Consider the following 24,599-nt stretch of genomic DNA (forward strand, 5'->3'; position numbering starts at 1 on the left):
TCTAAAGAGCAGCACCTTTTTTTGTTATTTTGATTTCTTCAGCAGTCTGAGGCTGTTCAAAACTGCAAGGATTGTAACACCGACATCGCCAAATACCGCGATCCACATATTTGATATGCCGAGGGCGCTGAGAAGGAGAATTGTTCCCTTAATTCCCAAAGCACCGTACAGGTTTTCGTAAACTATGCGGAGAGTGCGGCGGCTGATCTTGATACCGTCTACAATCTTCGAAGGCTTGTCTTCCATGATGATGATGTCTGCAGCTTCGATAGCGGCGTCGCTTCCCATGCTTCCCATTGCAATGCCGGCGTCGGCGCGGGCAAGAACAGGCGCATCGTTAATACCGTCTCCGGCAAATATCAAAGTGCCTCGCTTCTTTCCGCCCTTCTGCAAATCAGCAAGTAACTCTTCAACCTTTGCAAGTTTGTCTGCACTAAGGAGCTGGCCGAATGCCTTCTTAAGTCCGAGCTTAGCCGCAACAGTATGAGCCGCTCTTTCATTATCACCAGTAAGCATAACAACATTTTCAACACCGATTTTATGAAGGCCCTCAACAGTCTGAGCCGAATCATCCTTAATCTCGTCGCTGATTACGATGTGGCCGCTGTATTTTCCTTCGCTTGCAACATGAATTACAGTTCCGTCCTGGTGCTCGCTGCATTCGTTGTAGGCAATTCCAAACTGCTCCATAAGCTTTGTGTTTCCGGCCAGAACTTCCTTACCGTTTACAAGAGCTTTAATTCCCTTACCGGCAATTTCTTCTACATTCTCAAGCTTTACGTTGTCACAGCACTTATCGTGGTGTGCAGCCTTGAGCGAAGCCGAAATCGGGTGAGTAGAGAACATCTCTGTGTGAGTTGCAAGTGCGAGCAATTCAGTTTCTGTAATTGCTTCATCTGTTGCGTGAATATGAGTTACAACAAAGTTACCTTTTGTGAGGGTACCAGTCTTGTCGAATACGGCAGTTTTTGTGCGGCCGAGTGCTTCAAGGTAAACGCTTCCCTTAATCAAAATTCCCTGACGAGCTGCGGCTGTAATACCACCGCAGAACGAAAGTGGAATAGAAATAACCAGTGCACAAGGACAACTTACTACAAGGAACATAAGTGCGCGGTAAACCCATGTGCTCCAGGTTTCCTGCCATGCCCAGTTACCAGTTGTAAATCCAATAACTACGCTTGGAATGATTGCCAGAGCCAGTGCCGAGTAAACAACAATTGGTGTGTAAACGCGGGCAAAGCGTGTAACAAACTGTTCAGACTTTGTCTTGTTTTCAGTTGCGTTTTCAACAAGGTTCAGGATGCGGGAAAGGGCAGAGTCACCGGCGTGACGTGTAGTTCTGATTTCGAGAACTCCCTGCTTGTTGATTGAGCCAGAGAGAACTTCACTTCCAACTCTAACGTGCTGAGGAATACTTTCGCCAGTCAAAGCTGATGTATCTACAAAACTGTCACCGTCTACAACAATTCCGTCGATAGGAATACGATCGCCCGGTTTTACGATAATTACAGAGTCAGTTTCTACTTCTTCCGGATCTACTTCGCGGGTTTCTGTTCCAACTTTTACAGTTGCGTGGTCAGGACGGAGCTTTGCAATTTCTTCGATTGAGTCGCGTGACTTATCAACTGCATAGTCTTCAAACTTTTCACCAACCTGATACAAAATCATAAATGCAACTGCTTCTTCATATTCACCAAGAAGAATTGCACCAATGGCTGCTACAGACATAAGGAAAGATTCGTCCATCAGTTCGCCGTGAATAAGGTTCGAAACTGCGCCGATTACAATATCCTTTCCGGTAATCATAAAGGCAACAAAATAAAGAACCATGCAAACTGCTTCATGAATCAAATCAATTTTTGCAACGTCTGGAAGCCAGTTTTCTACAGGAAGATGTTCGATTACAAGGCCGAGTACAAACATTACAGCCGCAAAAATCAGCTGTTTTACAGTAAGTTCTTTTTCTTCACCATGTTCGTGCGAGTGACCGTGTTCATGCCCGCAACTGCAGCCTTCTTCGTGGTGATGATGATGTCCATGTTCGTGTCCATGGCATTCGCAGTGGTCATGTTCTTCATGCTCATGTTCGTGATTATGTTCGTGTTCACTCATTGTTTCTTTTCCTCCAGATGTTCTATACCGCATTCCAAAATAGTTCTAACGTGTTCGTCGGCGAGGCTGTAGTAAATTACTTTGCCGTCGCGCTTAGTACGAACCAGGTCAGACTCGCGAAGTGTGTGCAGCTGATGAGAAACAGCCGAAACTGACATTCCAAGCTTTGCTGAAATATCGTTTACACAAAGTTCGCTTTGATCCAGCGCATAAAGAATCTTTACGCGCGTCGTATCCCCAAAGATTTTATAAAAATCAGCGAGGTCAAAAAGCATTTCTTCAGAAATCACTTGAGCCTCCGTTCAATTGAATAACTGTTCAAATAATAACTTCATTTGAACGGTTGTGCAAGTGTTTTTTAAGAGAATTTGGAAAAATTAAAGGAAATTTTCTATTTTTTCGTTGTAAATCGAGAATACGGTCTGATCAATTTCAGAAAGCTTCATAGGAATTCTCTGGCGAATAAACTGTAATCCGCCTTCGGTAAATTCTGTTTCAATATCTGCAGCTTTAATAATTGAAGAAGTTGCAAGAATTGGTTTCATACAACGCTTGGTCATTTCTTCAGTGATAATTGTGGTATCAATATCATCAGAAAGAGACACTGCCGCAATATTGTTATTGCTTTCACCGGTTCCAAGAATTATGTTTCCGTAGTGAAGACCAATACCAATTCTGATGCGAGGCATTCCGCGTGAAGCAAATTCTTCGCGAAGTTCAATCATAGCTTCCTGAATTTCCAGTGCACACTTAAGGGCAGGCTCTGCACGCTCCGGGAAGATTACGATAATGGCGTCTCCAAAATGCTTTTCAATTATGCCGTCATATTTCTGGATAATCGGAGTAATCCGTTTAAAATAAATATTTAGCATATCAAAAACCTGAATAGGGGCAAGCTTTTCGCATTCGGCAGTGAAGTTTCGCATATCTGCAGAAAGAATTCCTGCTTTAGTAACCTTGCTCTCTCCAGGCTGGAAATCACTGATTTCTTTGTTGTTTATCAGTTTAAGGAAATCTTCCGGAACAAAGCGATACCAGGATTTATTTGTTTCCTGAAGATTGCTGTTTACTTCCAGAGTTTTCAGATACTTTTTGTTCTGCATAGAAGCCATAAAAAGAATCTGGGTCAGTGAGAAGAGTACAAAGGCTGGTGTAATAGGATGTGAACCTTTCAGGAATGCCACATGATGAATCGAAAGAATATCTCCAATTCCGCCAAAAGCCAGAATCAAGAATGAAATTATAGCAGTAATACTGATAATGTCTCTGTCTTTGAAAATTCTGATAGCAAACAGAATGCTGAGCAATCCGATTACTGTAAACATATAGGCCTGCATTAATGGCACCATACGGTTTGTAATTCCAATCGGAAGTGTAAAATCAAGAATAAACAAAATGAAGCTTGGCAGTGCAATAATCCAGGCTGGAATATGTTTAAAGATATTTTTGTTTAATTCATTTGTATAAAGAGTGATAAAGCCTGGAATAAAGAATACAGAAATATATTCAATTCTCAGCATCAACTCAAAAGAAATGCCAGGGAACATCGCAATAAGCAGTGGGAAAAGATATGAAGCAATTCTTGAGTAGATTGTAAGAACCAGGCAGGCAAGATAAATATTTGCCTTACTCTTTTCAAAAATCGAGTTCAGAATACAGAAAACAACAATCATTATAAGAATGCCGGAGAAAATACTGTAACTGCAGATCTGGCGTGTATGATATTTTGCGTAGGTTTCTTCTTCATATAGAGTGAAGCTTCCGCGGAAGCCACCTTTGCGGTAAAAATCATTTGAGATAAAAATTGTTAGAGTTACACTGCCGTTTTCGTCTGCGGTAAATACGGCTTTATCAAAAGCCTGCGCTGCAATTGTATTTTCCCATTTTTCATTAGGACTTCCAGAGCGGAAGATTAAAGTCTGGTCGGCAAAAATCTCAAAGGCGGTGTAGCCGAGTCTGTATGCTGGGAAAGCATATTTTTGATTAGGTCTGAGATTTGTAAGTTTAAGACGGTAGGTACCCGAGCCCTTACCGGTCTTTGTTATCTGCTTTATTTCATCAGGAAGTTTGTATTTATTCCAGTCTGAAGGAACCTGAATTACAAGGTCTGGCTTTGTTTGAGTATCAGTTGGCGGAACAAATTTTCCCCAGTAAAAATCCCAGTCGGTAATTATGTTTTCTGAAGAGAGTTTTAAGGCATCCGCGTCTTTAATTGAGTAGGTGGAAACTGCAAAAATTGAGAGGTTCAGGAGAAACATTGAAAGCAAAACGGAAATGCATTTTTTCATTTTATTTGTCCTCCTTTTTTGAATTCTTCTTTTTGTTTAATTCATAAAGCTTCAAAGGCTTTTCTTTTCCCTTTACATAAATTGGTTCAAGACCTGTGAGGGTAAGTGAAGTCTTAAATTCTTCCGAAAGATTTTCTTCAGCGCTTTCAGAAATAATTATCTTCTGACAGTCGCACTGTTCTTGAATTCTAGAAGCTGTATTAACAGTTTCCGAAATAATGGTTTCGTGCAGGCTGTCTTCTACACCAACAGTTCCAATAATCATCTTTCCAAAATGAATACCGATTTTCGGATTGAAGTTATAACCTGCTGAATGCATCTCATTAAAAATCTGTGCCTTGTCTGAAATCTCAATAGAGGCTTTTACGGCGTTTGTAGCAGATTCCGGGAAGAGGGCAATAAAACTTCCGTTTAGAATCTGATTGATATGACCGCCATTTTTCTTGATGATTGGAGAAATGATTTTAAGATATTCATTAAAGGCTCTGAAGCGCTCTTCAAGTTTTGGAGCTTTATCATCAAAAGAAATATTTGCAGTAGAGTAGATGATTGCCATTTCGATATTTGAATAGTCGCCAAGCTTTGTTTTTACGATTGAATCTTTATGAATAAGACTGAGGAATTCTTCTGGAACATAGCGGAAATATGCATCGTTAAGTTTTTTGAGGTCTCCCGAACCGCTGATGGTTTCTTTCGAAATATCATTTTGAATTGCAGAAAGCATGACAATCTGAACAATTACAAAAACAAGAATAAAGAAAGGCAGGGTTGGAATTGAAATGAGGTCTTTTGAACTCTGATGAATGATATCAATAATTCCGCCTAAGGCAATTGTGAAGAAGCTCAAAAAGTTGTAAACGGAATAGCGCTTATGCTGAGCAATATTGTAGGCTGCATAAATCAAAATATAGAAGGCAAAAACAAAGAGCATTATCTGCAGCGGCGGAATAAGGCGGCTTGTGTACCATGCAGGAAGAATAAACGATGCAATACCCAGCGCGAGCTCGACAATAAACAGGACACAGCGGATATGGATTTCGCGTAAGAATGGGAAAAGTATAGTTCGGTTGTTTGAAGGATAAATCAAAAAGATTAACTGAAGAATTGCTACCGGAACAACCCACATAGGAATCATTTCCAGTTTGAGTTTTAATTCTGCAGTAAGGCCCGGAAAGAAGATATCTAAAGAACAATAACTGGCAGTTGCAATTCTTATGGCAAAAGCAAGAGATGCAATTCCCAGGTAGAAATATTCAGTACGGTTTTTATTCAAAGCAAACTGAACAAGGTTCAGCATGCCTGTAAATAAAAGGCTTCCAATTACAATACAGAAAAAAATCAGTGTAACAATATTCTGATGCCAGATAGCCTTTGCAGGACCAACATAAACAGAATCCCACAAGCCGCCTTTTCTGTAATAATAATTTGCTACAAAGAAGATGATTTCTGCATCTCCATTATTGTCCGGAGTGAATTCAAAATAAAGCGGCATGCTCTTTGAATGTGATGGTCCGTAATGGTTTGGCTTTTGAGTATAATTTTTGGCGGTCATTGCGTAAGGATTTCCGGCCTGGCCAAGAAGTGTGCGGTTTACAAAAACAGCGCAGGAGGTTCCCGGAGATTCCTTTGTGTGCACGGCATATCTGAAACCAGGAATTAAATCATGACATACAAATCTGTAACAGCCGTAAGTTACAGGAGAAGAAAGACCTGCCTGGGCAACCTGCTTATTCCATTCATTTGGAACAGTCACAATAAAATCTGCAGGGGTGTTTTTGTCGGTAAGATAGAAGGTCTGTTCTGGCGTTTTCTCAAGAAAAAGTTCCCATTCACCATTAAGGTTCATAATAGGAAGCTCATCAGCAGACTTTGACTTTGCAAAGGCTGAGGAAAGGGAAAAAAGGGAAAGTAATAATATGACAGTTAAATGCCTTATTTTAATCATTAAAAAAATCTCTCTCTCGTTTTACTTTTTTCCGAGTACAGTAAAATTCTGTGCTTCGTTACAGAATATAATACCACTACCTGCTTGGTCAAAACAAGGTAATTCTGTAATTGCATTCACAATAGCATCTTTTTTGTCAGAAGGTACAAGAATCATAAGCATATCTTTTTCCGGCACAATAGTCATACCAAAAAAGGCAGCATCACCTTCTTTTGCAGTTCCGCGGGCACTTATAATTGTTCCACCGCCGGCTCCTGCTTTGCGGGCTGCAGCCATAGCATCTTCTGCATAACCTTTGTTTACAATTACGTTTATCATCTGATAGGTATTATCTGCCATAGTTTCTTCTCCTTTTGATTCTGATATTACATCTGATTTATTGCTGCCGGCTTTTACAAAACTTCCAACATTGAGCGTAAAAAGAACTCCAAAATGTTTTTTTGATTCTGAGGCCTGAACAATGGCTGCTTTTACATTTTCACATTTTTCTTCTTCAAGAATGATGTAAACAATATCCTTTGAAGTATCTCCCAAGCCCAGAAGCTGGAGAACCCCATTGGATGCGGTTCCTCTTCCCATAGCAATAGTTCCGCCTCCAGCGCCTGCGGACTTTGCGGCATTGGAAATCAGTTCTCCGCTGTCGTGAGGAACTATACTTACCAGAAGCTTATAACTCATTTACGGCCTCCTTGTTTGATCTTATATATTATTCCCATCAACTGAATCGCAAGCAGCGGCATCATTGCAACAAGAGCAATAACACCAAAAGAATCATTTCCACCTTCACCGCTTGCAGCAGCACCAAGAGTAAAAGAAAGTACAAAAGTAGAAGTAAGAGGACCCGATGCAACTCCGCCAGAGTCAAAAGCAATTCCTGAGAAGAGAGAAGGGCAGAACAGCATGAGTACCATTGCAATTATGTAGCCTGGAATAATAATGAATTTCAGATTAAAGCCGGTTACTGCACGAAGAATAGAAAGTGCAATTGCAATGGCAGTTCCCACAGAAAGGAATATAAGAAGAACTTTTCGTTTTATTGTACCACCGCTTACACTTTCTACCTGTTCGCTCAAAACCCAAACGGCAGGTTCAGCACAGACAATAATTGCGCCAAGAAGAAGTCCGGTTATGATTAAGAGTACATACCAGCCACCACCGCGGGTAACTGCAAGCGAGCCGAGTTTTTGTCCAAGCTCTGCTCCAGCCTGAGAAAAGCCTCCGTTTACGCCAATCAAAAAGATTGTAAGGCCAATAAAGGCATAAATAAAACCGATTATGATTCTGATAACCTGACGTTTTGTCATCTTCAAAAGAAGAATCTGAAAGATGATAAACAGTGCAAAAAGCGGTGCAATAGAAATCAGCGATTCTCGGAAAACATGAGCCGCAATCTGTGCAAAGCTTTCAGATGCTGCAGAAATTGCGGTGTTTGAGCCTGCCGAAACTACCGCTGTTCCGTCTCCTGAACGGAGTCGAAGAGACAGAATTATCGCATAAATCAAAACAGCCATTACCGGCCCGATTGAACATACGCCAGTAAGACCAAAGCTGTTATCATCATCTTTAGAAACGCTTGAAACACCAAGACCAAGTGCCATGATAAACGGAACCGTCATTGGGCCAGTAGTTGCTCCACCAGAATCAAAGGCAATTCCAAAAAAGCTTTCAGGTGCAAAAAACGAAAGAATAAAAAGAATGGTGTAGGCAATAAAAAGCGTCCATTTAAGGGAAAGCTTTAAAACTGTGCGCAGAAGGCCCAGCATAATAAAAAGCCCGACACCGGCTGCAATTACAAAAGTAATTGCAATTTTATTTACAAACGGAAAAATGCCGCGAACCTGATCTCCAAAAACCTGAATATCTGGTTCTGCAGCAGTAACAATAAAACCAATTACGAAAGCGACAAACAGAAGAAGGGCAAGAGAACGCTTTTTAGTGAGCTCTGCACCACAGCGTTCTCCCATAGGCTGAATGCCAAGGTCTACACCAAGAAGAAAAATTGTGAGGCCAATAATAAGTAAAAGCCCGCCTACAATAAAGCGAGCGAGCAGATACTTATCAAGAGGTACAAATGTAAGACCAAGAAACAGCACGATTGCCATTACCGGCAAAACCGAAACTGCTGTTTCTTTGAATTTTGATAATATGTTCATCTACAGATTTTATGCATCAGCAAAAGTTTTGCCGTCTTCAAGCTTAACCTGAAGCTTTGTGTATTCACAGTGGAAGTCATTCTTCAGACGGTCAAGATAGCGTTTGCTTTCCCATTTACACATTGGAAGATCATGAAGAAGATAGTTACCGCAGGCTTCTGGGCGTGTAGCAGGAACTTCATTCTGAGTAAGAATCCATTCAAGACAGCGGATAGTAAGCTGACGCATATCTTCTACAGTATATTTTCCAAGCATGATGATATACATACCAGTGAGACAGCCCATTGGTCCAACGTAAACAACATCATCCTTTACTTCTGAATTACGGAACCATGTAGCCATAAGGTGTTCCATACTGTGGATAGCACCAGGGCCCATAGCAGGCTCTTTGTTAGGTTCAGTAATGCGAAGGTCATAAGTAGTAAAGCCCTTGTCTTCGCGGGAAATATAAATACCAGGCTTTAAATGTGTATGATCAATAGTAAAACTCTGTACAACTTCCATTTTATTCTCCTATTTCTTTAATTACTTCCAGAAGGAAAGTGCTGCTCAATCTTGAAGCAGTTTCTTCTGAATAGGTTTCCTTTACAGAATCATCAGCAGTATCAGACATACAGCGGATAATTACAAAAGGAACATTGTTAGCATAGCAGGTCTGAGCAATAGCGCAGCCTTCCATTTCTACACACTGTGGGTGGAAAGTAGAAATGATATATGATTTTTTTTCGTTTCCAGAAATAAACTGGTCTCCAGAAGCAATACGGCCTTTTGAAAGCTTAAGTTTAGCAGAAAAATCTGTCTGTTCAAAAGCGGCTGCGGCAGCTTCAACGAGTGAAGGATCTGCAACAAAGGCTTCCGGCATTCCTGGAACCTGACCCGGTTTGTAGCCAAAGAACTGAACATCAAAATCATGATAAACAGCTTCTGTAGAAACTACGAAATCATAAATCTTTAAGCCAGTTCCTGTAGCACCTGCAATACCAGTGTTGATGATTTTAGAAACCTTAAAGTTCAAAATTAAAAGCTGGGTACATAAAGCAGCATTTACTTTACCAATACCACACTTTACAATTACAACATCTTTATCATAAAGCTTTCCTTTATAGAAAGTGAGATGATTCAGATTGATTTTTTCTTTAGCGGTCATTCTCGCAAAGAGAGTATCGACCTCGCTGTCCATTGCACCAATAATTCCAATCATTTTTTCAAAGCCTCTTTCTGTTCTGCTCTTATGCGTTTAGAATAGTGACCAAGTACTTCGTTTGAAAGCTTATCGAACATATTAAATTTTTCGATTACAAAATTTGCCACTGCCTTATAAATCATAAAGCCTACAACAAGTCCTCCAAAGAAACTTACAATAGTTGAAAACTGGAAAACAGTTGTGGCAGTTGCTTCTGGAAGTTTGAAAACTCTGAAAATCAGGAATGAGAAAAGAACAAAGAGGAGCAGAATTACACCCAGTGTTTCTACAATTTCAAAAATGCTGCCGAAAAGAAGGAATAATCGTGAATTGCGCTGTTTTGTACGCTGTTCAAGCTCCTTTTTCTGGCGTTCCAGTCTCTCCGCTTTTTCTTCTTCTGTCATATCCATGTTGAATACCTCGATTTTTTATTTTTCCTCAGATTCCTGAGATTTCTGTGCTTTAGATTCCTGTATAAAGGTGATGATAAACGAAATAATGAGGAGAAGTCCGCAAACAACAACTGCAGAATCTGCAACATTAAAAGTTGGCCAGCGTTCAAGACCAAAAAGTCCGTAGAATTTTACGTCGATAAAGTCTACAACACCTTCGGCGCGGAAAAAGCGGTCTATAAGGTTGCCAAGACCACCGCCAACAATACCCATAATGGCCCAGCGCTGAAGTTTAGTCCATGTGTTATTTCTGAAATAAATTACAACAACAATTCCAATAACAATAAGAGGAATCATAGAAAACAGGAAGCGGCGTGCTGTTTCAGACCAGGTAGCGCCTACACTAAAGGCAACACCTGTATTTGCCACGTGAATGATTCTGAGAAAATCTCCAAAAAACTGTGCACCAATTGTATAAAGAGGAATGTTCTTCATTACAAGGATTTTTGTAATCTGATCAAGGATGATTACTAAAACTGCAAGTGAAATTGGAAAAAGTTTTGATTTTAATTCTTTATTCATAGTAAAAATATACTTATAAATCTGTCGGCAGGTCAATAAATAACGTGCGAAGACCTAACTCCTTTTCTACTTTTTCTTTAAGAAGGGAAACTCCCATTGTTTCGGTGCCGTAATGGCCGCCGGCAATTACATTTATTCCAAGTTCTTCCGCCGGATGGAAGTCCTGATGCATGAATTCTCCTGTGATATAGCAATCTAAACCGAGAGCAGCAGCCTGATCTACATCTTCACCCGCCCCGCCGGAAATAATGCCTACAGTCTGGATTTGTGATTTTCCGAACTGGAATAGGCGGGCATTTGTTTTTGTGATTTTTGAGAGGGATGCGGTGAGTTCTTCTGGAGTAACAGATGTCTGGAACTTTCCGTGAACTCCAATGCTCATACCATGCCAGAAGCCGAACGGTTCAAGCTCTGAAAGACCGAGAGCGGCTGCAAGGCCATAGTTATTTCCATAAGGATTATTTGCATCAAGAGGAATGTGGTAGCCGATTAAAGCGAGGTCGTTTTTAATAAAAGCAGCTGCACGCTTGTAAAAGTTTCCGGTGAGAGTTTCGCAACCGCCCCAGAAAAGTCCGTGATGAACAACTAAAACATCGGCGCCAGCCTTAGCCGCAGCGAGAGCGGTTGCTTCGCAGGCGTCCACCGCAAACGCTATCGTTTTGACTTCCTTACCGGCCGGGGCGGCGTTCTGAATCTGAATACCGTTTCGTGAAGGGTCTGCCGAAAAATCTTCTTTTTTAAGGAACGCATTAAGCCAGGCGTCAAACTCATTTAATGTCATTTATTACCTCAATAGTTTTATCTGCCAGAAGCTTTGGAGTTGCAAGAGAACGGTCGCGGCTGAGTCCCAGAGCCATTGCCAGAAGCGGGTCAGTCTGTTCAATACAGCCGTAGCCCGAAGATTTATAATTGTCTATAGAAGAAAGCTTAAAAATAGCAGCAATATCTTCCGGATTTTTCTTCATTAAATCATCAGCTGCAATATCAGCCATAAAATCAGTTATAAGAAGGAATTTTTTGTCTGCCCCACAGCGTTCGCGGAGCAGCGGAATCAAAACTGAATATTCCTGAGAAATATTGTAAGAATAATATTCTTTTTGAGCGGTGAACTGCTTTTCGTTTAAGGTGCTCTGAATAACCATAATCAGACGGCGGATAATTCTTTTGTCGCCGATAGAATGCAACCACTGTCCGTCATCTGCAAAAAAATCTGCTGAATAAACTGTGTAGCCGCGCTCTGCCATTTCCTGAAGATAAGGCTTATAGTTTGCGGTGTCTGCACGTTTGTCCGGAGCAAGCAGGATAATAAAATCCTGATCCTTTTTTGTGGACGGTGCAAACTCATAAATTGTAAGAGATTTTTTACCAGCAGCGCCGGCTTCTACAAATCCGCTTCTAAAACTTCCTTTATATTGAGTCTGATTTTCTGTAATCTCCAGGCGGCGCGGATTTCTTTCCACCGGAGCAAAGTAGATTGTAGCAGCAAGTGCCACAGCAGAAATGATGATTGTAAAAACTGCCCAGACCTTCATCAAAGGGCTGTAATGGTCAATGTAAAGCCGTTCCATGTAGCGGAAAATAGCATGGAAGTTTGAAAGCAGAACAAAAAGGGCAATTAAAAGTCCAAGAACGGTAAAAGCGTCAATTCCCCACGCAAAAATCTGAAGAATTGCCACAATAAAGGTGAACGGAGCCAGAATTACAAGCGGATCGCGACGCACATGCTGCACAAAGAAAACGCGCAGGTTGGTAATAAATAATAATGCAAAAACTAAGAGTTCACCGTAAAATTTCATAGAGTAAATTATAATGGGAATTACAGATTATTTCTACTTTCAACTTTTTTCTTTTACTATTATAATTTACTCATATGTCATATGAAGTAACAGCTACTAGGAGACGTCCGCAGCAGTTTGATGACCTCGTTGGTCAGGAATTTGTTGCTGAAACTCTTAAGAATTCAATAAAATCCGGAAAAATAGCCCATGCTTACCTGTTTTCGGGACCACGCGGTTGTGGAAAGACTTCTACAGCTCGTATTCTTGCAAAGGCTTTGAACTGTCAGAACGGGCCAACCGATAATCCTTGCGGCCAGTGTTCTACCTGTCAGGAAATTACAAAGGGGACCTCTCTCGATGTAATTGAAATCGATGGTGCGTCAAATACCAGTGTTGAGAATATCCGTCAGATTAAAGATGAGGTTCTTTTCCCTCCAAGCAATGCAAAGTACAAAATCTATATCATAGACGAAGTCCACATGCTTTCAACTTCGGCTTTCAATGCTCTTTTGAAGACTATTGAGGAGCCGCCTCCATACGTAATCTTTATTTTTGCAACAACTGAACTTCAGAAGGTTCCTGCTACTATTAAATCTCGCTGCCAGCAGTTTAATTTCCGTCTGGTTGCAATTGATAAGGTAAAGCAGTGCCTTGCAGAGGCTGCCGCAGAGCTTGGTATTCAGGCTGATGATGAGGCTCTCTTCTGGATTGCCCGCGAGTCTACAGGTTCTATGCGCGATGCCTACACTCTGTTCGACCAGGTTGTAGCCTTCAGCGATGGCCATATCACTTATGAAAAGATTCGTGATAAGCTTGGCCTTGTTGGAATTGACCGCCTGAACACTGTTTTTGAAGCCTGTGCTCAGAATCAGACAGAAACTGTAATCAATCTTCTTGATGAATTTTTACAGGCCGGTGTTTCAATTGAACAACTGATTTCCAACAGTGCAGATTATCTTAGAAGCCTTCTTCTTATTAAGAACGGTGTTAAAAAAGAGTCTCTTCTTGGTAATTCTCCTGAGCGCTACAGCAGTGTAGTTCTTGGAGCATGGAATACAGTTCAGATTGAACGGGCTCTTTCTATATATCTGCAGCTTTATCGTGATATCCGATATTCACTTTCACCTCGCTACGAGCTTGAACTTGCTTTCAGCCGCTTGTGCTGGATTGGCAGTTATGTTTCAAGCGCAGAGGTTAAAAAGGCAATTGATGCGGCTCAGGCTTTGCTTTCTGGAGCACCAGTGCAGCAAAATAAGCCCGCAATAGCACAGAACTCTGTAAATACGGTGGTCGCGGTCCCTGAGCCTGTCGAAGGGGTCGAAACTACCGCAGCCCCAGTTCAGCCTAAATCCGAAGAGTCTCTAGGCATCAATCCAATCCCAAACGGACTTCCTCGTCTTTCCATGCTTGATAAGCTGATTGAAGAAGAAGCGAACGGGGGAGGCGGGGAACCGCCGGATGCCGACGCGGAGAGTGCAAACCCTTTTCATGATGGCGGTCCACTGCCGCCTGAACAATCAGTGGCTGCCCCACAGGCAGAAATCAGTCATCCGGCAGAGCTTGATGAACGTCTGAAACTTCATATTTCTCAGGAAAATGTCAGCGACGATGGTCAGGCTATGCCCGTAATGGATATTCCGCTTTCTGCATCAGGTTATTCAGAAAATCCAGATGCAGATTTTGGAGATGACGGCTGGTCAAATATGGATGCTCCTCCAGATGATGAGTATTATCCTGATGAAGGAGAGCTTGCAAACAATGCCGAAGCAGCCTATGAAGAAGCAACGAATCCGGTAGCAGCTTCGGCCCCTGTTCAGTTACAGGAAACCTTTGTAGCAGCCAACGGACAGACAATTTCCATAGCACAGCTTCGCGGCCAGGTAACTGCCGCCCTTGCCATTACAGATGGGTTTGCTGCTTCAAATGTAGAAAAAACCGGCTTATGGGTTATGGAAGCTGATGGTGTAAGTACTACAGTTGAAAGCGACTACGACTTAAGCCTTATCGAAAAGAAAAAAAATGTGATTGCTGCAGAAATTTCAAATATTTGTGGCCGTCCAATGAATTTATATGTAACTTTAAAAGTACAGGATAAGCAGGAAGCTGCTGAAAAAGTAGAAATTCCGCTTCAGGTAAATATTCTGGTAAATGCTTTTAAGGGAACCATTGTTGCCGGGAGGATGTAATTATGAATCCATTTGAATTGCTTAAAAATACACAGGCAATAAAAGAACAGTCGGAAAAGCTTCAGCAGGAGCTTGCAGATATCCGTGCAGAAGGTTCTTCTGGCGGCCGTATGGTAACTGTTACTCTCAATGGAAAATTTGAAATGATGGGAATCAAGCTTGATCCTATCTGTGTAGATAACCGCGATGTTCAGATGCTCGAAGATCTTATTGTTTCGGCTCACAAAAATGCGGTAGAAAATGTTCAGGAACAGATTAAGGCAAAATCAAGTTCCATCCTTGGGGGACTCGATCTCAGTCAGTTTGGACTTTAATCTATGAACGCATTTGACGAATTAGCAAATAATTTTTCACGTCTCCCCGGAATCGGAAAGAAAAGTGCAGTGCGCATGGTAAACTGGCTTTTAAAGCAGGATTCTACCTATGTCCAGAAGTTTGCACAGAATCTCGGACATCTCCAGGAGCGTATTAAGCCTTGTTCTGTTTGTGGAACCTGGACAGAAAGTGATCCATGTCCAATTTGTTCAAATCCTCTTCGTGATTCAGCCCAGATTTGTGTTGTAGAGCAGCCTCAGGATGTTTCTACAATCGAAGCGTATGGTGAATATAAAGGAAAGTATCATGTACTTGGCGGCTTGCTTCGTCCTCTCGAAGGAATTGGCCCTGCACAGCTTTCAATTCAGCCTCTGTTGAATAGAATAAAGGAAGGAATTGTTACAGAAATCATTATTGCAACAAATCCTACTGTTGAAGGCGATACTACAGCCCTTTATCTTAATAAGATGATTACAGAACTTAATATGCCTCAGCCACCAAAGGTAACCCGTCTTGCAACCGGTATTCCTGTTGGTGGAGACCTTGAATATATAGATAAACGAACTTTAGCCTTGAGTTTCCGTGGAAGGAGTACGCTCTAGGTAATTTTTCGTTCATTTATAATTTTTCAATTTTTTAATAGACAATTCAAAATACTTGATTTATAATAATTCATAAGGAGTAATTTAAATGGAATCAAATAATTCTATCGTTTCAGGTTTTGACAGTGACAAGGACGATTCACTCAAGATCACTTTGCATAAGATTCCAGGAGTCCAGAACGGTTGTATGGTTGTCCTGGATGGGTATATCGACACTTATAATTCATCATTCTTTCAGAAACAGCTTACGAAAGTAATTGGTGCAGGCTATTTTAATCTTCTCTTTAATTGTGGCGGATTGTCATATGTATCTTCTACTGGACTTGGCTCATTTACAATTCTTCTTAAGATGGTAAAGGTTAAGGGTGGAGATATCATTCTTTCTGAAGTTCAGGAGAAGGTTGCTGAAGTATTCCAGATTCTTGGATTCTCTCAGTTCTTCAATTTGAAAGATACTACAGAAGAAGCTTTGGAATATCTTAAACATGATGACAGTTCAGCTCCAGGACCAGTATTCCCTAAGATGCTTGTTTGTCCTTCATGTGGTAAGAATATTCAGGCTGCACACGCAGGCCGCTTCCGCTGTACTAACTGTAAAGCAATTATCACTATCAGCGATGCCGGAGCTATCACTCTTGGTTAATTTCTGATTTTTAATTCTTTTTGTTAAATAAAAAATCCGATGCAATGCATCGGATTTTTTTTGTCTCGGTCCCTGAGCGGAGTCGAAGGGCCGAGATTCGTTTAGTTCTAGCGGAGCAAGCTGAGTACGTTCTGGCTTGACTGGTTAGCCTGTGCAAGCATAGCTGTTCCAGCCTGAGAGAGTACGTTAGAAGTTGTGAACTTAACCATCTCTTCAGCCATGTCTGTATCACGGATGCGTGATTCAGAAGCCTGGAGGTTTTCAGCACCGATATCAAGACCTGTTACAGTCTTTTCAAGGCGGTTCTGGTAAGCACCGAGGTCAGCGCGCTGCTTGTTGATCTTCATCAATGCTTCGTCAAGAGTTCCGATTGCGCGGTTAGCTTCATCTGGAGTTGCCAAAGACATGATTGATTCATCACCAATGTTGCGGAGTCCAAGAGCTGTAGCAGACATTGTTCCGATGTATACCTGAGTTCTCTGATCCATGTTAGCACCAATATGGAACCACATAGAACCTGTAACAACGTTTTCACCTGTAGGACGAGCGAAGCGGCCTGTGAGCATGTTCATACCGTTGAACTGTGCACAAGAAGCGATGCGGTCTACTTCTGCGATCAAAGAAGAAACTTCAACCTGGATCTGCATACGATCTTCAGAAGAGTAGATACCGTTTGAAGACTGAACTGCAAGTTCGCGAATACGCTGAACGATGTCAGTTGTTTCCTGGAGGTATCCTTCAGTTGTCTGAATGAAAGAAATACCATTCTGTGCGTTTGTAGAAGCCTGGTTCAAACCGCGGATCTGTGCGCGCATTTTCTCAGAAACTGCGAGTCCAGATGCATCATCACCAGCACGGTTGATTCTCATACCTGAAGAGAGTTTTTCCATGCTCTTCTGGTTGTTAAGATCCTGAATTCCCTGGGAACGCTGAGCGAACATAGCGCTCATATTGTGATTAATAACCATAATAATCTCCTTATAGCTAGGTTATAAGATAAAACACATTGGTGGGTTTAAAACCACAACGTGGTTTATCTCACGGGTTTCCACCACCCTTATACTTGATTGTCGGGTAAGCAGAAAAAAAGTTTAGGAAAAATTCACAATTTTTTTTAATTTTTTTTACCGGTGGTTGAGCCTGTCGAAAACACCGTGGTATAATCTATATATGGATTATTTAATAATGGGTGCTGCAGTCTGCGTAATCATTGCGCTGATTGTCTGGTACATAAAGTATTTTAATAAGAAAAATCAAAAAACAACCCGCCAGAAAGCTATGCAGCCGGTAAAATGTCCGCTCTGCGATTCAAATCTCTTTGTTGGGGAGAATATCATTTCCAAAGTCTACAGACCAATGAATGTTCCCGACCAGCTTATGATTGTAATGGGCTGCCCGCACTGCTATCCGCGCTGTGAACCCGGCTTAAAGCGAATCTGCCCTGTATGTCATAAAGAAGTTGCGCAGGATCAGAGCCTTACAGCACGTCTTTTTAATAAAGCGCTTGGAAAAAAGCACGTGCATGTAGTCGGCTGTTCAAACTGCCATAAGCCGCGTGCGGACTAAGGTTTACTTCTTAATCTCAACAATAATGTTTGACTTTCACTCATTATACTTTATACTTAACGTTTAGGAGTGATGTCATTAAAAAACTGTTATTAGTTATTTTACATAGTGAGGCATGCTTATGACAGAGCAGAAGTTAGATGGTGACAGCAAAACCACAGTAAAAAAAGAAAAGAAACAGAGAAAAGAGTCTCTTCTTTTTAAATATGGTGTAATTGGATTTCTCGAAACTTTTGGTTTTATTGCAGTATTCCTTATTTTTATTGCAAGCAATATAAAAGCACCAATTAAAACCATTTATGATCAGTCTATAGACAGTATTCTTGATTCCGCTGTTGATAACGTAGAAATGTGGTTTGAAAACCAGGTAACTGTTATGAATGTTTTTCAGCGTGCTATTGTTGATTCTACAGATGATCCTGAAAACATCAAAAGAAGAGTAAAAACTGTTCCAAAGCCAGATGGTTTTGAATATGTAATGGTATTCTGGGATACAAACACAGACGCAAAAGACGGCGGACCGGAAACCTTTAATACTAAGGGTGGAACCTCAAAAGCAGGTATTCTTCAGCGAGAATATTATGTTAATCATAAGGATAGCGATGTTGCAGTCTGGCTTGAATCTCCTCGAGAGGCTGCTGCCGGTGGTTATACAATGCCTCTTTTCGTAAAATCAGATTTTATTGATGAAAAAACGGGCAAAAAGATTACTGGTGGTTGTGTAGGCTTCCTTGAGCTTGAACCAATCACTCGTCTTGGAAAAACTTTCTATAATACCGGACGCATTTCAATTTATGATGATACAAGGTCGATTCGTGCTGGTGAAGATATTCTTGCAGACGAGGATATGTCTCATCTTGAAGTCTATTCGAAAACCATTAAGCTTAATAATAAAACCTGGACAGTTGTTGCCTCTGTTGAAAAGAGTGAAATGCTCCAGATTTCATCGGGACTTAGAAGAACCTCACTTATTGAAGGTGTTGGAATTGCCGTAATTCTTGTTCTTCTTGAACTGTTTATCATTAAAATCATCATTGGTAAGTTTGCAGATATTAAAAAGAATATTGATGACCTTAACACTGGAGATAAGGACCTTACAAAGCGTCTTACAATCTATCATAACAATGAAATTTCTCTGGTAAAGAAATCTGTAAATACCTTCGTAAACACTGTTCATGAAACTGTAAGCGAAATCGGAAATGCAAATGCAAATCTTAGGCAGACTTTCGAAAATGTAAAAGGTCAGCTCGATGAAACAAAGCAGCAGATGGATAACATCTCAACTGAAATTCAGACTGCAACAGAAACTCTTGAAGCAGAGGATAAGAGCGTAACTGATACAAGTGAGCTTGTTGCACAGATTTCTTCTAATATTGGAACTCTTAATCAGATGATTGATTCTCAGGTTTCTGCCATTACTCAGGCTAGTGCCGGAATTGAACAGATGATTGCTAATATTCAGTCTATTTCAAGTTCTGTTGATAAGATGGCTGGTGAATTTGCAGAGCTCAATTCTGCAACAGCCGAAGGAATTGAAAAGAACCGTATTGTAAACGAGCTTTTGAACTCAGTTCTTGCACAGAGTAAAACTCTGCAGGATACAAACATGGTTATCGCAAGCATTTCTTCTCAGACAAACCTGCTTTCTATGAATGCCATGATTGAGTCTGCACATGCGGGCGAGGCTGGAAAGGGATTCGCAGTAGTTGCTGAAGAAATCCGTAAGCTTGCTGATACATCTGCTACTCAGTCTAAGAGCATTGGTGAAAACCTTAAGCTCATTGCGGCAAATATTCAGAAGGTAGTAGAAAGTGCCGACTTGAGTAAGGCCAGCTTTGAAGTTGTATCTGATAAGACAAATAATACTTCTGAACTGGTTTATTCAATTAAGAGGGCAACAGAGGAACAGAGTGAAGGTTCTAAGAACCTCCTCGAAACTCTTGCAAAGATGAACAATATTTCTGTAAGCGTACAGCGTTCAAGTAAAAAGATTGAAGACCGTGCCAAAACAGTTCTTAATTCCATCGAAGGCCTTAAAGAGTCTTCAAAGAATATGGCCCAGAACTTCAACAAGATTGTTTCAACAACCGAGGTAACTCAGGAAACAACCAAGAACCTGCATCAGCTCACCGAAGACATGACCTCCGCCGTAAACAATATTTCTGAGCGAATTGAGGAGTTTAAGGTATAGCGAAAAGGGGCGAGAGCCCCTTTTTTTTTATCATAAAATTCGTTAATATCACTTTATGAATATTATAGTAGTAGGCAGTGGTGGACGTGAGCACACTATCTGCTGGAAAATTGCTCAGAGTTCTGTTGTTGATAAAGTAATAGTAGTGCCGGGAAATGGCGGTACTGCTATCGAATCAAAATGTGTAAATGTAAATCCTAAAAATTGCGACTACATCAAAGAAGGCGAAAATCCTTATGTAGCCATTGCAAAGCACGAAAATTGCCGCATGGCCGTAATTGGACCAGAAGATCCTCTTTGTGCCGGTATCGCAGATGAATTCTGGAAGGCTGATATTCCTGTTGTTGGTCCAAAAAAGGCAGGCGCTCAGCTCGAAGGCAGTAAAGACCTTTCTAAAAAATTCATGAAAGAATACGGCGTAGCTTGTCCTTCAAGCGAAACCTTTACAAATATTGACGAAGCCTGTGAATACATTAAAAAGCACGGAGCACCAATTGTTGTTAAGGCCGACGGTCTTGCAGCAGGTAAAGGTGTTGTAGTTGCCGCTACTGTAGACGAAGCCCTTGCTGCTGTTCAGGATATGATGGGCAACGGCAAAGTTGGTGATGCAGGTAAAAAACTTGTTATTGAAGAATATCTTGAAGGTGTTGAGATTTCAGTACTCGCTGCTGTTTCTGTAACTCCTGAATATGCTGTAAGTGGAAATGCTACAATCGTTCCTTTCCTTCCAGCTCGTGATCACAAACGTCTTATGGACGGTGCTAAAGGTCCAAATACTGGCGGAATGGGTGCTGTTTGTCCTCTTGATGATGTTACAGACAAGATGATGAAGCAGTTTGATAAGGACATCCTTCAGCCAACTCTCAACGGTCTTATCAAAGAAAAGTTCGACTATCGCGGATTTATCTTCTTTGGTGTAATGCTTACAAGCAAGGGACCAAAACTTCTTGAATACAATGTACGTCTTGGAGACCCAGAAACACAGGCAGTTCTTCCTCTTATGGATTTTGATTTTACTGCAATGTGTTCTGCAATTCTTAACGGTACACTCAAAGATTTCGAATTCAAATGGAAACCTGGATATCAGGTTGCACCAGTAATGGTAAGCGGCGGTTATCCTGGAGCATATGAAAAAGGCAAGGAAATTACTTTCAACAAGCCAATACTTAATGCAAGCACAGCTAAAGTATTTATTGCCGGTGGTGTAGAAGGCCGCCGTGGCGAAGGTGATATTCTTACAAGCGGCGGACGTGTTCTTGCCTGCAGTGCATACGGCTCTTCATTCAAAGAAGCCTGGGAAAAAGCTTACCAGGGAATAAGCGCCATCAAGTTCGAGGGTGCCTTCTTCCGCAAGGACATTGGTCTTCCTGGAGCCGCAGAGAGCGGAAAGTTGTAATAGATGCTGAAATAAATTCAGCATGACCTGAACCCCGAGATAAGTTCAAGATGACCTGTCACCCCGAACTTGTTTCGGGGTCTTTTTTTTTATTGCTAATGGGAATAAGTAGGGTTATAATTAACATGAATAAAAAAGGAGGCATGATAAAAAAGTAAACGAACAAGCGGTAATGTGATACGCTGAAGTGATTCAGCGGAACCCAGGCATCAGTTCGCCATTTTTAGTAAGGACACGGATCCTTGTGAAGGAGAATGAAGAGCTTTTGCCGTATCATACTATAGTCCTAGAGACTGAATGGGAGATTGGAACACACTACCGATTAGACTTTCCGCGATAGAATCAGACGGAGGTCATCATGACATTTTTTATTGGCGTTGATTTGCACAAGACACAGTTTACTGTTCATGTGCGTACCGAAGAAGAATCTGAATCTCTGGATCAGATTAGACAGTATCCGACAACACCAGACGGGTATGCAGAGTTTCTTGCAAGAATAAGCAGATACAAAGCAACCGGAGCTGATGTAAAAATTGGAGTTGAGTCTACAGGGAATACAAGGTTCTTCAAGAATCAGGTTGAGAAGACAGGTGCTGAAGTCACTGTCATCAATACCCTGAAGTTCAAGGTAATCAACGAATCTGCCAAGAAAACAGACAAGCATGATGCTTCAACGATTTCAGAATTTCTTTCAAAGGATATGCTTCCGGAAAGCTATCTTTGTGGAAAAGAGACAGAGAATATCAGACGTTTGTTGAAATCAAGGGAAAGACTTGTACGTTCAACTGTCGGTCAGAAGAACGAAATTCACGCATTACTTGTGAGTTTAGGACTTTCTGACGAGCTTAGATGCCTACAAAGTAAAAAAGGGCGCCAGAGAATTCTGGACACCCTTGAGTCGAATAACGACTACGTGCTCGAAGCACAATCAGTAAAACTGATGTTTGAAATTATAGAACGAATTGAAGAAAGCGTAAAGATAATTGAAAAACAGCTGGTTGAACTGACAAAAGAAGATGAGATGGTAAACCGGCTTCTGACGATTCGTGGCTGTGGAAAAATCACGGCATGGACAATCAGAGCTTACACAGAAGACATATCAAGATTTGCGACTGCAAAGAAATATGCGGCCTTCTGTGGACTTGTTCCCTGGGTACAGGATTCGAACGAGACCATTCATCATGGAAAGATTACAAAACGAGGACCTCAGGAATTGAGAACCTGTTTTGTACAGTTAGTGTTGGGAATTCGTCGTTGCAAAGATACTTCAAATTGGAGAATGATGCAGCGTTATGAATATATGAAAACAAATAAAGGCAGCGGTAAATCAATTGTAGCCGCTGCAAGAAAGATGGCAGAAATCGTCTGGGCAATGCTCAGCGACAAAAAAGATTTTGATGCACAAAAGATGATTGGCAAATACAAACCAATGTCACTTGCAGAAGAAGCTTTGACTGCCATGAATTAAGTATTATAGAAAGTCGACTTGTTCGTTGACTTTTTATGGGAGAATAATAATGAAAAAAAAAAGTTTTAGAAGTCTGATGGCCGGTTTAATAATCCTTTATCTTACAGGAATAATGCTTTCCTGCTCTAACGCAGCAGACGGGGCTTCGGGTGGAAGTTCAGAAAAAAAACTGGCAACTTATACAGTAACCTTCAACGCAAACGATCTCTCTACGAAGCCTGCAACAGCAACACAGACTTTTACTGAAGGTAAAGCACAGACTCTTAAAACCATTGCCGAGCTTGGTTTTACAAGAAACGGCTATGAATTTTCCGGTTGGGGAACAAAGGAAAATGAGACTCAGCCTTCTTATGTAGACGGCGCCAGCTACACCGCAAGTAAAGATATAACTTTATATGCGCTGTGGACTGCTCTTCAAACCTATACCATTACCTTTAATGCAAACGACGGTTCAGCAAAGCCTGCAACAGCAACTCAGACTTTTACAAGAGGCACAGCACAGAAGTTTAAGACCATCGAAGAACTAGGTTTTACAAAAAGAGGCTACACCTTCGCAGGTTGGGGCTTAACACCAGATGCAACTCAGCCTTATTATTCCGACGCCACTAATTTTATGGCAATTGCAGATTTAACCTTGTATGCGCTGTGGTCGTTGATTCCGGTTACAAAGTACCGTGTAAATGTTGTAAGCAATGGAAATGGAACAGTCTCTGCTAGTCTAGAAGATGCAGCTGCAGGAACTGAAATCACCATAAATCTTGTTCCTGAAAATGGATATGAGATGTCAAGTTTATCTGTTAAAGATGTTGATTCAAATGCAATAACTGTTGAAAACCTAAAATTTATTATGCCTGACAGTGATGTAACTGTTACAGCAGATTTCGTGTTAAATGGTGTCTATTATGCAACTCTTGCTAATTTGGAAGATGTTGTTAAACAATTGCAAGGTGATGCTACAATTGTGGTGACGGGGGAAGTTAGAAGTTCTTATAGATTTGCTCAATTAATAAGTAGCGTACACCATAAAATCAACCTGGATTTATCAAATGTTACTGGTTTAACGGAGATTGGAAGCAAAGCTTTTGAAGCTTGTTACAATCTGGAATCTATAGAGATTCCAAATGGTGTTACTACTATTGAGGATACGGCTTTTTTTTACTGTATTAATTTAAAATCAGTTAAGATTCCAAATAGTGTTACTGTTATTGAAAACGCAGCTTTTGCGTCTTGCCAAAAACTAGAATCTATAGAGATTCCAAATAGTGTTACTACTATTGAGGATCTTGCTTTTAATAATTGTAATAGTTTAGAATCAATTGAAATTCCAGCCAGTGTTACCACTATTGGAATGGCTCCATTTTTGTTTTGTGAAAAATTATTAAATATAAATGTTGATGAAAACAACAATGATTTTTCAAGTATTAATGGCGTACTGTTTAGTAAAGATAAAAAAACACTTATTGAATATCCAGATGGAAAAAAAGGCAAATATATAGTACCAGATACGGTTAATACTATCGAAAGTTATGTTTTTGCAGAATTAACGGGTGAAAATTTGACAGCTATTGAAATCCCAAATTCTGTAAAATATATTAGCCCTAATGCTATTTCTTGCATAAGCATTATATTTAATGATACGAATGGGTGGTATTATACATCTAATAAGGAAGATTGGCTAAATATGACGAATGGTACAGCAATGCCAGATTTATCAGATCCAGAAAAAAATGTGGTGTATTTGACAGAAGATTATTCAAATTATTACTTATACAAACTTTCAGCTAATAACTAAGTTTTTC

At 40.8% G+C, this 24,599-nt stretch carries 22 protein-coding genes; 9 read left to right on the forward strand and 13 right to left on the reverse strand.

Annotated features, from left to right (window positions below):
* Positions 1 to 24 precede the first annotated feature (24 nt).
* The 12 genes from BM161_RS02200 to BM161_RS02255 form a co-directional block, all read right to left on the reverse strand.
* On the reverse strand, positions 25 to 2,112 hold the full coding sequence (locus BM161_RS02200) for a heavy metal translocating P-type ATPase (RefSeq protein ID WP_083425641.1): 2,088 nt from the start codon (positions 2,110 to 2,112) through the stop codon (positions 25 to 27).
* Entirely contained in the window at positions 2,109 to 2,402 is a 294-nt protein-coding gene (locus tag BM161_RS02205; protein WP_244882624.1) for an ArsR/SmtB family transcription factor, read from the reverse strand. Before BM161_RS02205 ends, BM161_RS02200 begins: the two co-directional genes overlap by 4 nt.
* Positions 2,403 to 2,489: 87 nt before the next feature.
* Positions 2,490 to 4,400, reverse strand: coding sequence for an adenylate/guanylate cyclase domain-containing protein (locus tag BM161_RS02210; protein ID WP_074930041.1), 1,911 nt, complete (start codon positions 4,398 to 4,400; stop codon positions 2,490 to 2,492).
* 1 nt (position 4,401) lies between these two features.
* Positions 4,402 to 6,246: an adenylate/guanylate cyclase domain-containing protein gene (locus BM161_RS02215; RefSeq protein ID WP_177206195.1), complete on the reverse strand. Its 1,845-nt coding sequence runs from the start codon at positions 6,244 to 6,246 to the stop codon at positions 4,402 to 4,404.
* Between the two features lie 120 nt (positions 6,247 to 6,366).
* Positions 6,367 to 7,023 carry a P-II family nitrogen regulator gene (locus tag BM161_RS02220; RefSeq protein ID WP_074930045.1) on the reverse strand — a complete coding sequence of 219 codons (657 nt, stop codon included), beginning with the start codon at positions 7,021 to 7,023 and terminating at the stop codon, positions 6,367 to 6,369.
* Positions 7,020 to 8,498 (reverse strand): DUF1538 domain-containing protein, encoded by a 1,479-nt coding sequence (locus tag BM161_RS02225; protein ID WP_074930047.1) that lies wholly within the window; start codon positions 8,496 to 8,498, stop codon positions 7,020 to 7,022. The genes BM161_RS02220 and BM161_RS02225 overlap by 4 nt, the downstream gene beginning before the upstream one ends.
* Positions 8,499 to 8,507: 9 nt before the next feature.
* Entirely contained in the window at positions 8,508 to 9,002 is a 495-nt protein-coding gene (locus tag BM161_RS02230) for an S-ribosylhomocysteine lyase (RefSeq protein WP_074930053.1), read from the reverse strand.
* A 1-nt stretch (position 9,003) separates the two neighbouring features.
* A complete protein-coding gene (locus BM161_RS02235; RefSeq protein WP_074930054.1) occupies positions 9,004 to 9,699 on the reverse strand; it encodes a 5'-methylthioadenosine/adenosylhomocysteine nucleosidase in 696 nt (231 codons plus the stop codon).
* Positions 9,696 to 10,091: a hypothetical protein gene (locus BM161_RS02240; RefSeq protein ID WP_074930055.1), complete on the reverse strand. Its 396-nt coding sequence runs from the start codon at positions 10,089 to 10,091 to the stop codon at positions 9,696 to 9,698. Before BM161_RS02240 ends, BM161_RS02235 begins: the two co-directional genes overlap by 4 nt.
* Before the next feature lie 18 nt (positions 10,092 to 10,109).
* Positions 10,110 to 10,655 (reverse strand): signal peptidase II, encoded by a 546-nt coding sequence (gene lspA / locus BM161_RS02245; protein WP_074930279.1) that lies wholly within the window; start codon positions 10,653 to 10,655, stop codon positions 10,110 to 10,112.
* A gap of 13 nt (positions 10,656 to 10,668) precedes the next feature.
* Positions 10,669 to 11,436: a Nif3-like dinuclear metal center hexameric protein gene (locus BM161_RS02250; RefSeq protein ID WP_074930056.1), complete on the reverse strand. Its 768-nt coding sequence runs from the start codon at positions 11,434 to 11,436 to the stop codon at positions 10,669 to 10,671.
* A complete protein-coding gene (locus tag BM161_RS02255; protein WP_074930057.1) occupies positions 11,423 to 12,451 on the reverse strand; it encodes a hypothetical protein in 1,029 nt (342 codons plus the stop codon). The genes BM161_RS02250 and BM161_RS02255 overlap by 14 nt, the downstream gene beginning before the upstream one ends.
* A 74-nt stretch (positions 12,452 to 12,525) precedes the next feature.
* Between BM161_RS02255 and dnaX the strand changes: the two genes are divergently transcribed.
* From dnaX to BM161_RS02275, 4 genes are all read left to right on the forward strand, one after another.
* On the forward strand, positions 12,526 to 14,619 hold the full coding sequence (dnaX, locus tag BM161_RS02260; protein WP_074930058.1) for a DNA polymerase III subunit gamma/tau: 2,094 nt from the start codon (positions 12,526 to 12,528) through the stop codon (positions 14,617 to 14,619).
* 2 nt (positions 14,620 to 14,621) lie between these two features.
* Positions 14,622 to 14,933, forward strand: coding sequence for a YbaB/EbfC family nucleoid-associated protein (locus BM161_RS02265; protein WP_074930060.1), 312 nt, complete (start codon positions 14,622 to 14,624; stop codon positions 14,931 to 14,933).
* A gap of 3 nt (positions 14,934 to 14,936) precedes the next feature.
* On the forward strand, positions 14,937 to 15,536 hold the full coding sequence (recR, locus tag BM161_RS02270) for a recombination mediator RecR (RefSeq protein WP_074930062.1): 600 nt from the start codon (positions 14,937 to 14,939) through the stop codon (positions 15,534 to 15,536).
* An 88-nt stretch (positions 15,537 to 15,624) separates the two neighbouring features.
* Positions 15,625 to 16,179, forward strand: coding sequence for an STAS domain-containing protein (locus BM161_RS02275; RefSeq protein WP_074930063.1), 555 nt, complete (start codon positions 15,625 to 15,627; stop codon positions 16,177 to 16,179).
* 107 nt (positions 16,180 to 16,286) lie between these two features.
* On the opposite strand, the gene BM161_RS02280 is transcribed toward BM161_RS02275, so the two are convergent.
* Positions 16,287 to 17,147 (reverse strand): flagellin N-terminal helical domain-containing protein, encoded by an 861-nt coding sequence (locus tag BM161_RS02280; RefSeq protein WP_074930065.1) that lies wholly within the window; start codon positions 17,145 to 17,147, stop codon positions 16,287 to 16,289.
* A 202-nt stretch (positions 17,148 to 17,349) separates the two neighbouring features.
* Here BM161_RS02280 and BM161_RS02285 point away from each other — a divergent pair, with 202 nt between their 5' ends.
* The 5 genes from BM161_RS02285 to BM161_RS02305 all read left to right on the forward strand — a co-directional run bounded on the left by BM161_RS02285 (position 17,350) and on the right by BM161_RS02305 (position 24,592).
* Positions 17,350 to 17,745: a hypothetical protein gene (locus tag BM161_RS02285; RefSeq protein ID WP_074930066.1), complete on the forward strand. Its 396-nt coding sequence runs from the start codon at positions 17,350 to 17,352 to the stop codon at positions 17,743 to 17,745.
* A 121-nt stretch (positions 17,746 to 17,866) separates the two neighbouring features.
* On the forward strand, positions 17,867 to 19,936 hold the full coding sequence (locus BM161_RS02290) for a methyl-accepting chemotaxis protein (protein ID WP_074930068.1): 2,070 nt from the start codon (positions 17,867 to 17,869) through the stop codon (positions 19,934 to 19,936).
* A gap of 55 nt (positions 19,937 to 19,991) precedes the next feature.
* Positions 19,992 to 21,332 (forward strand): phosphoribosylamine--glycine ligase, encoded by a 1,341-nt coding sequence (purD, locus tag BM161_RS02295; protein WP_074930070.1) that lies wholly within the window; start codon positions 19,992 to 19,994, stop codon positions 21,330 to 21,332.
* A gap of 358 nt (positions 21,333 to 21,690) precedes the next feature.
* Positions 21,691 to 22,800, forward strand: coding sequence for an IS110 family RNA-guided transposase (locus tag BM161_RS02300; RefSeq protein ID WP_074930072.1), 1,110 nt, complete (start codon positions 21,691 to 21,693; stop codon positions 22,798 to 22,800).
* Between the two features lie 49 nt (positions 22,801 to 22,849).
* Positions 22,850 to 24,592 (forward strand): leucine-rich repeat protein, encoded by a 1,743-nt coding sequence (locus BM161_RS02305; protein ID WP_074930074.1) that lies wholly within the window; start codon positions 22,850 to 22,852, stop codon positions 24,590 to 24,592.
* Positions 24,593 to 24,599 lie beyond the last annotated feature (7 nt).

This window comes from Treponema bryantii (genome assembly GCF_900113965.1).
GTDB classification, from domain to species: domain Bacteria; phylum Spirochaetota; class Spirochaetia; order Treponematales; family Treponemataceae; genus Treponema_D; species Treponema_D bryantii_A.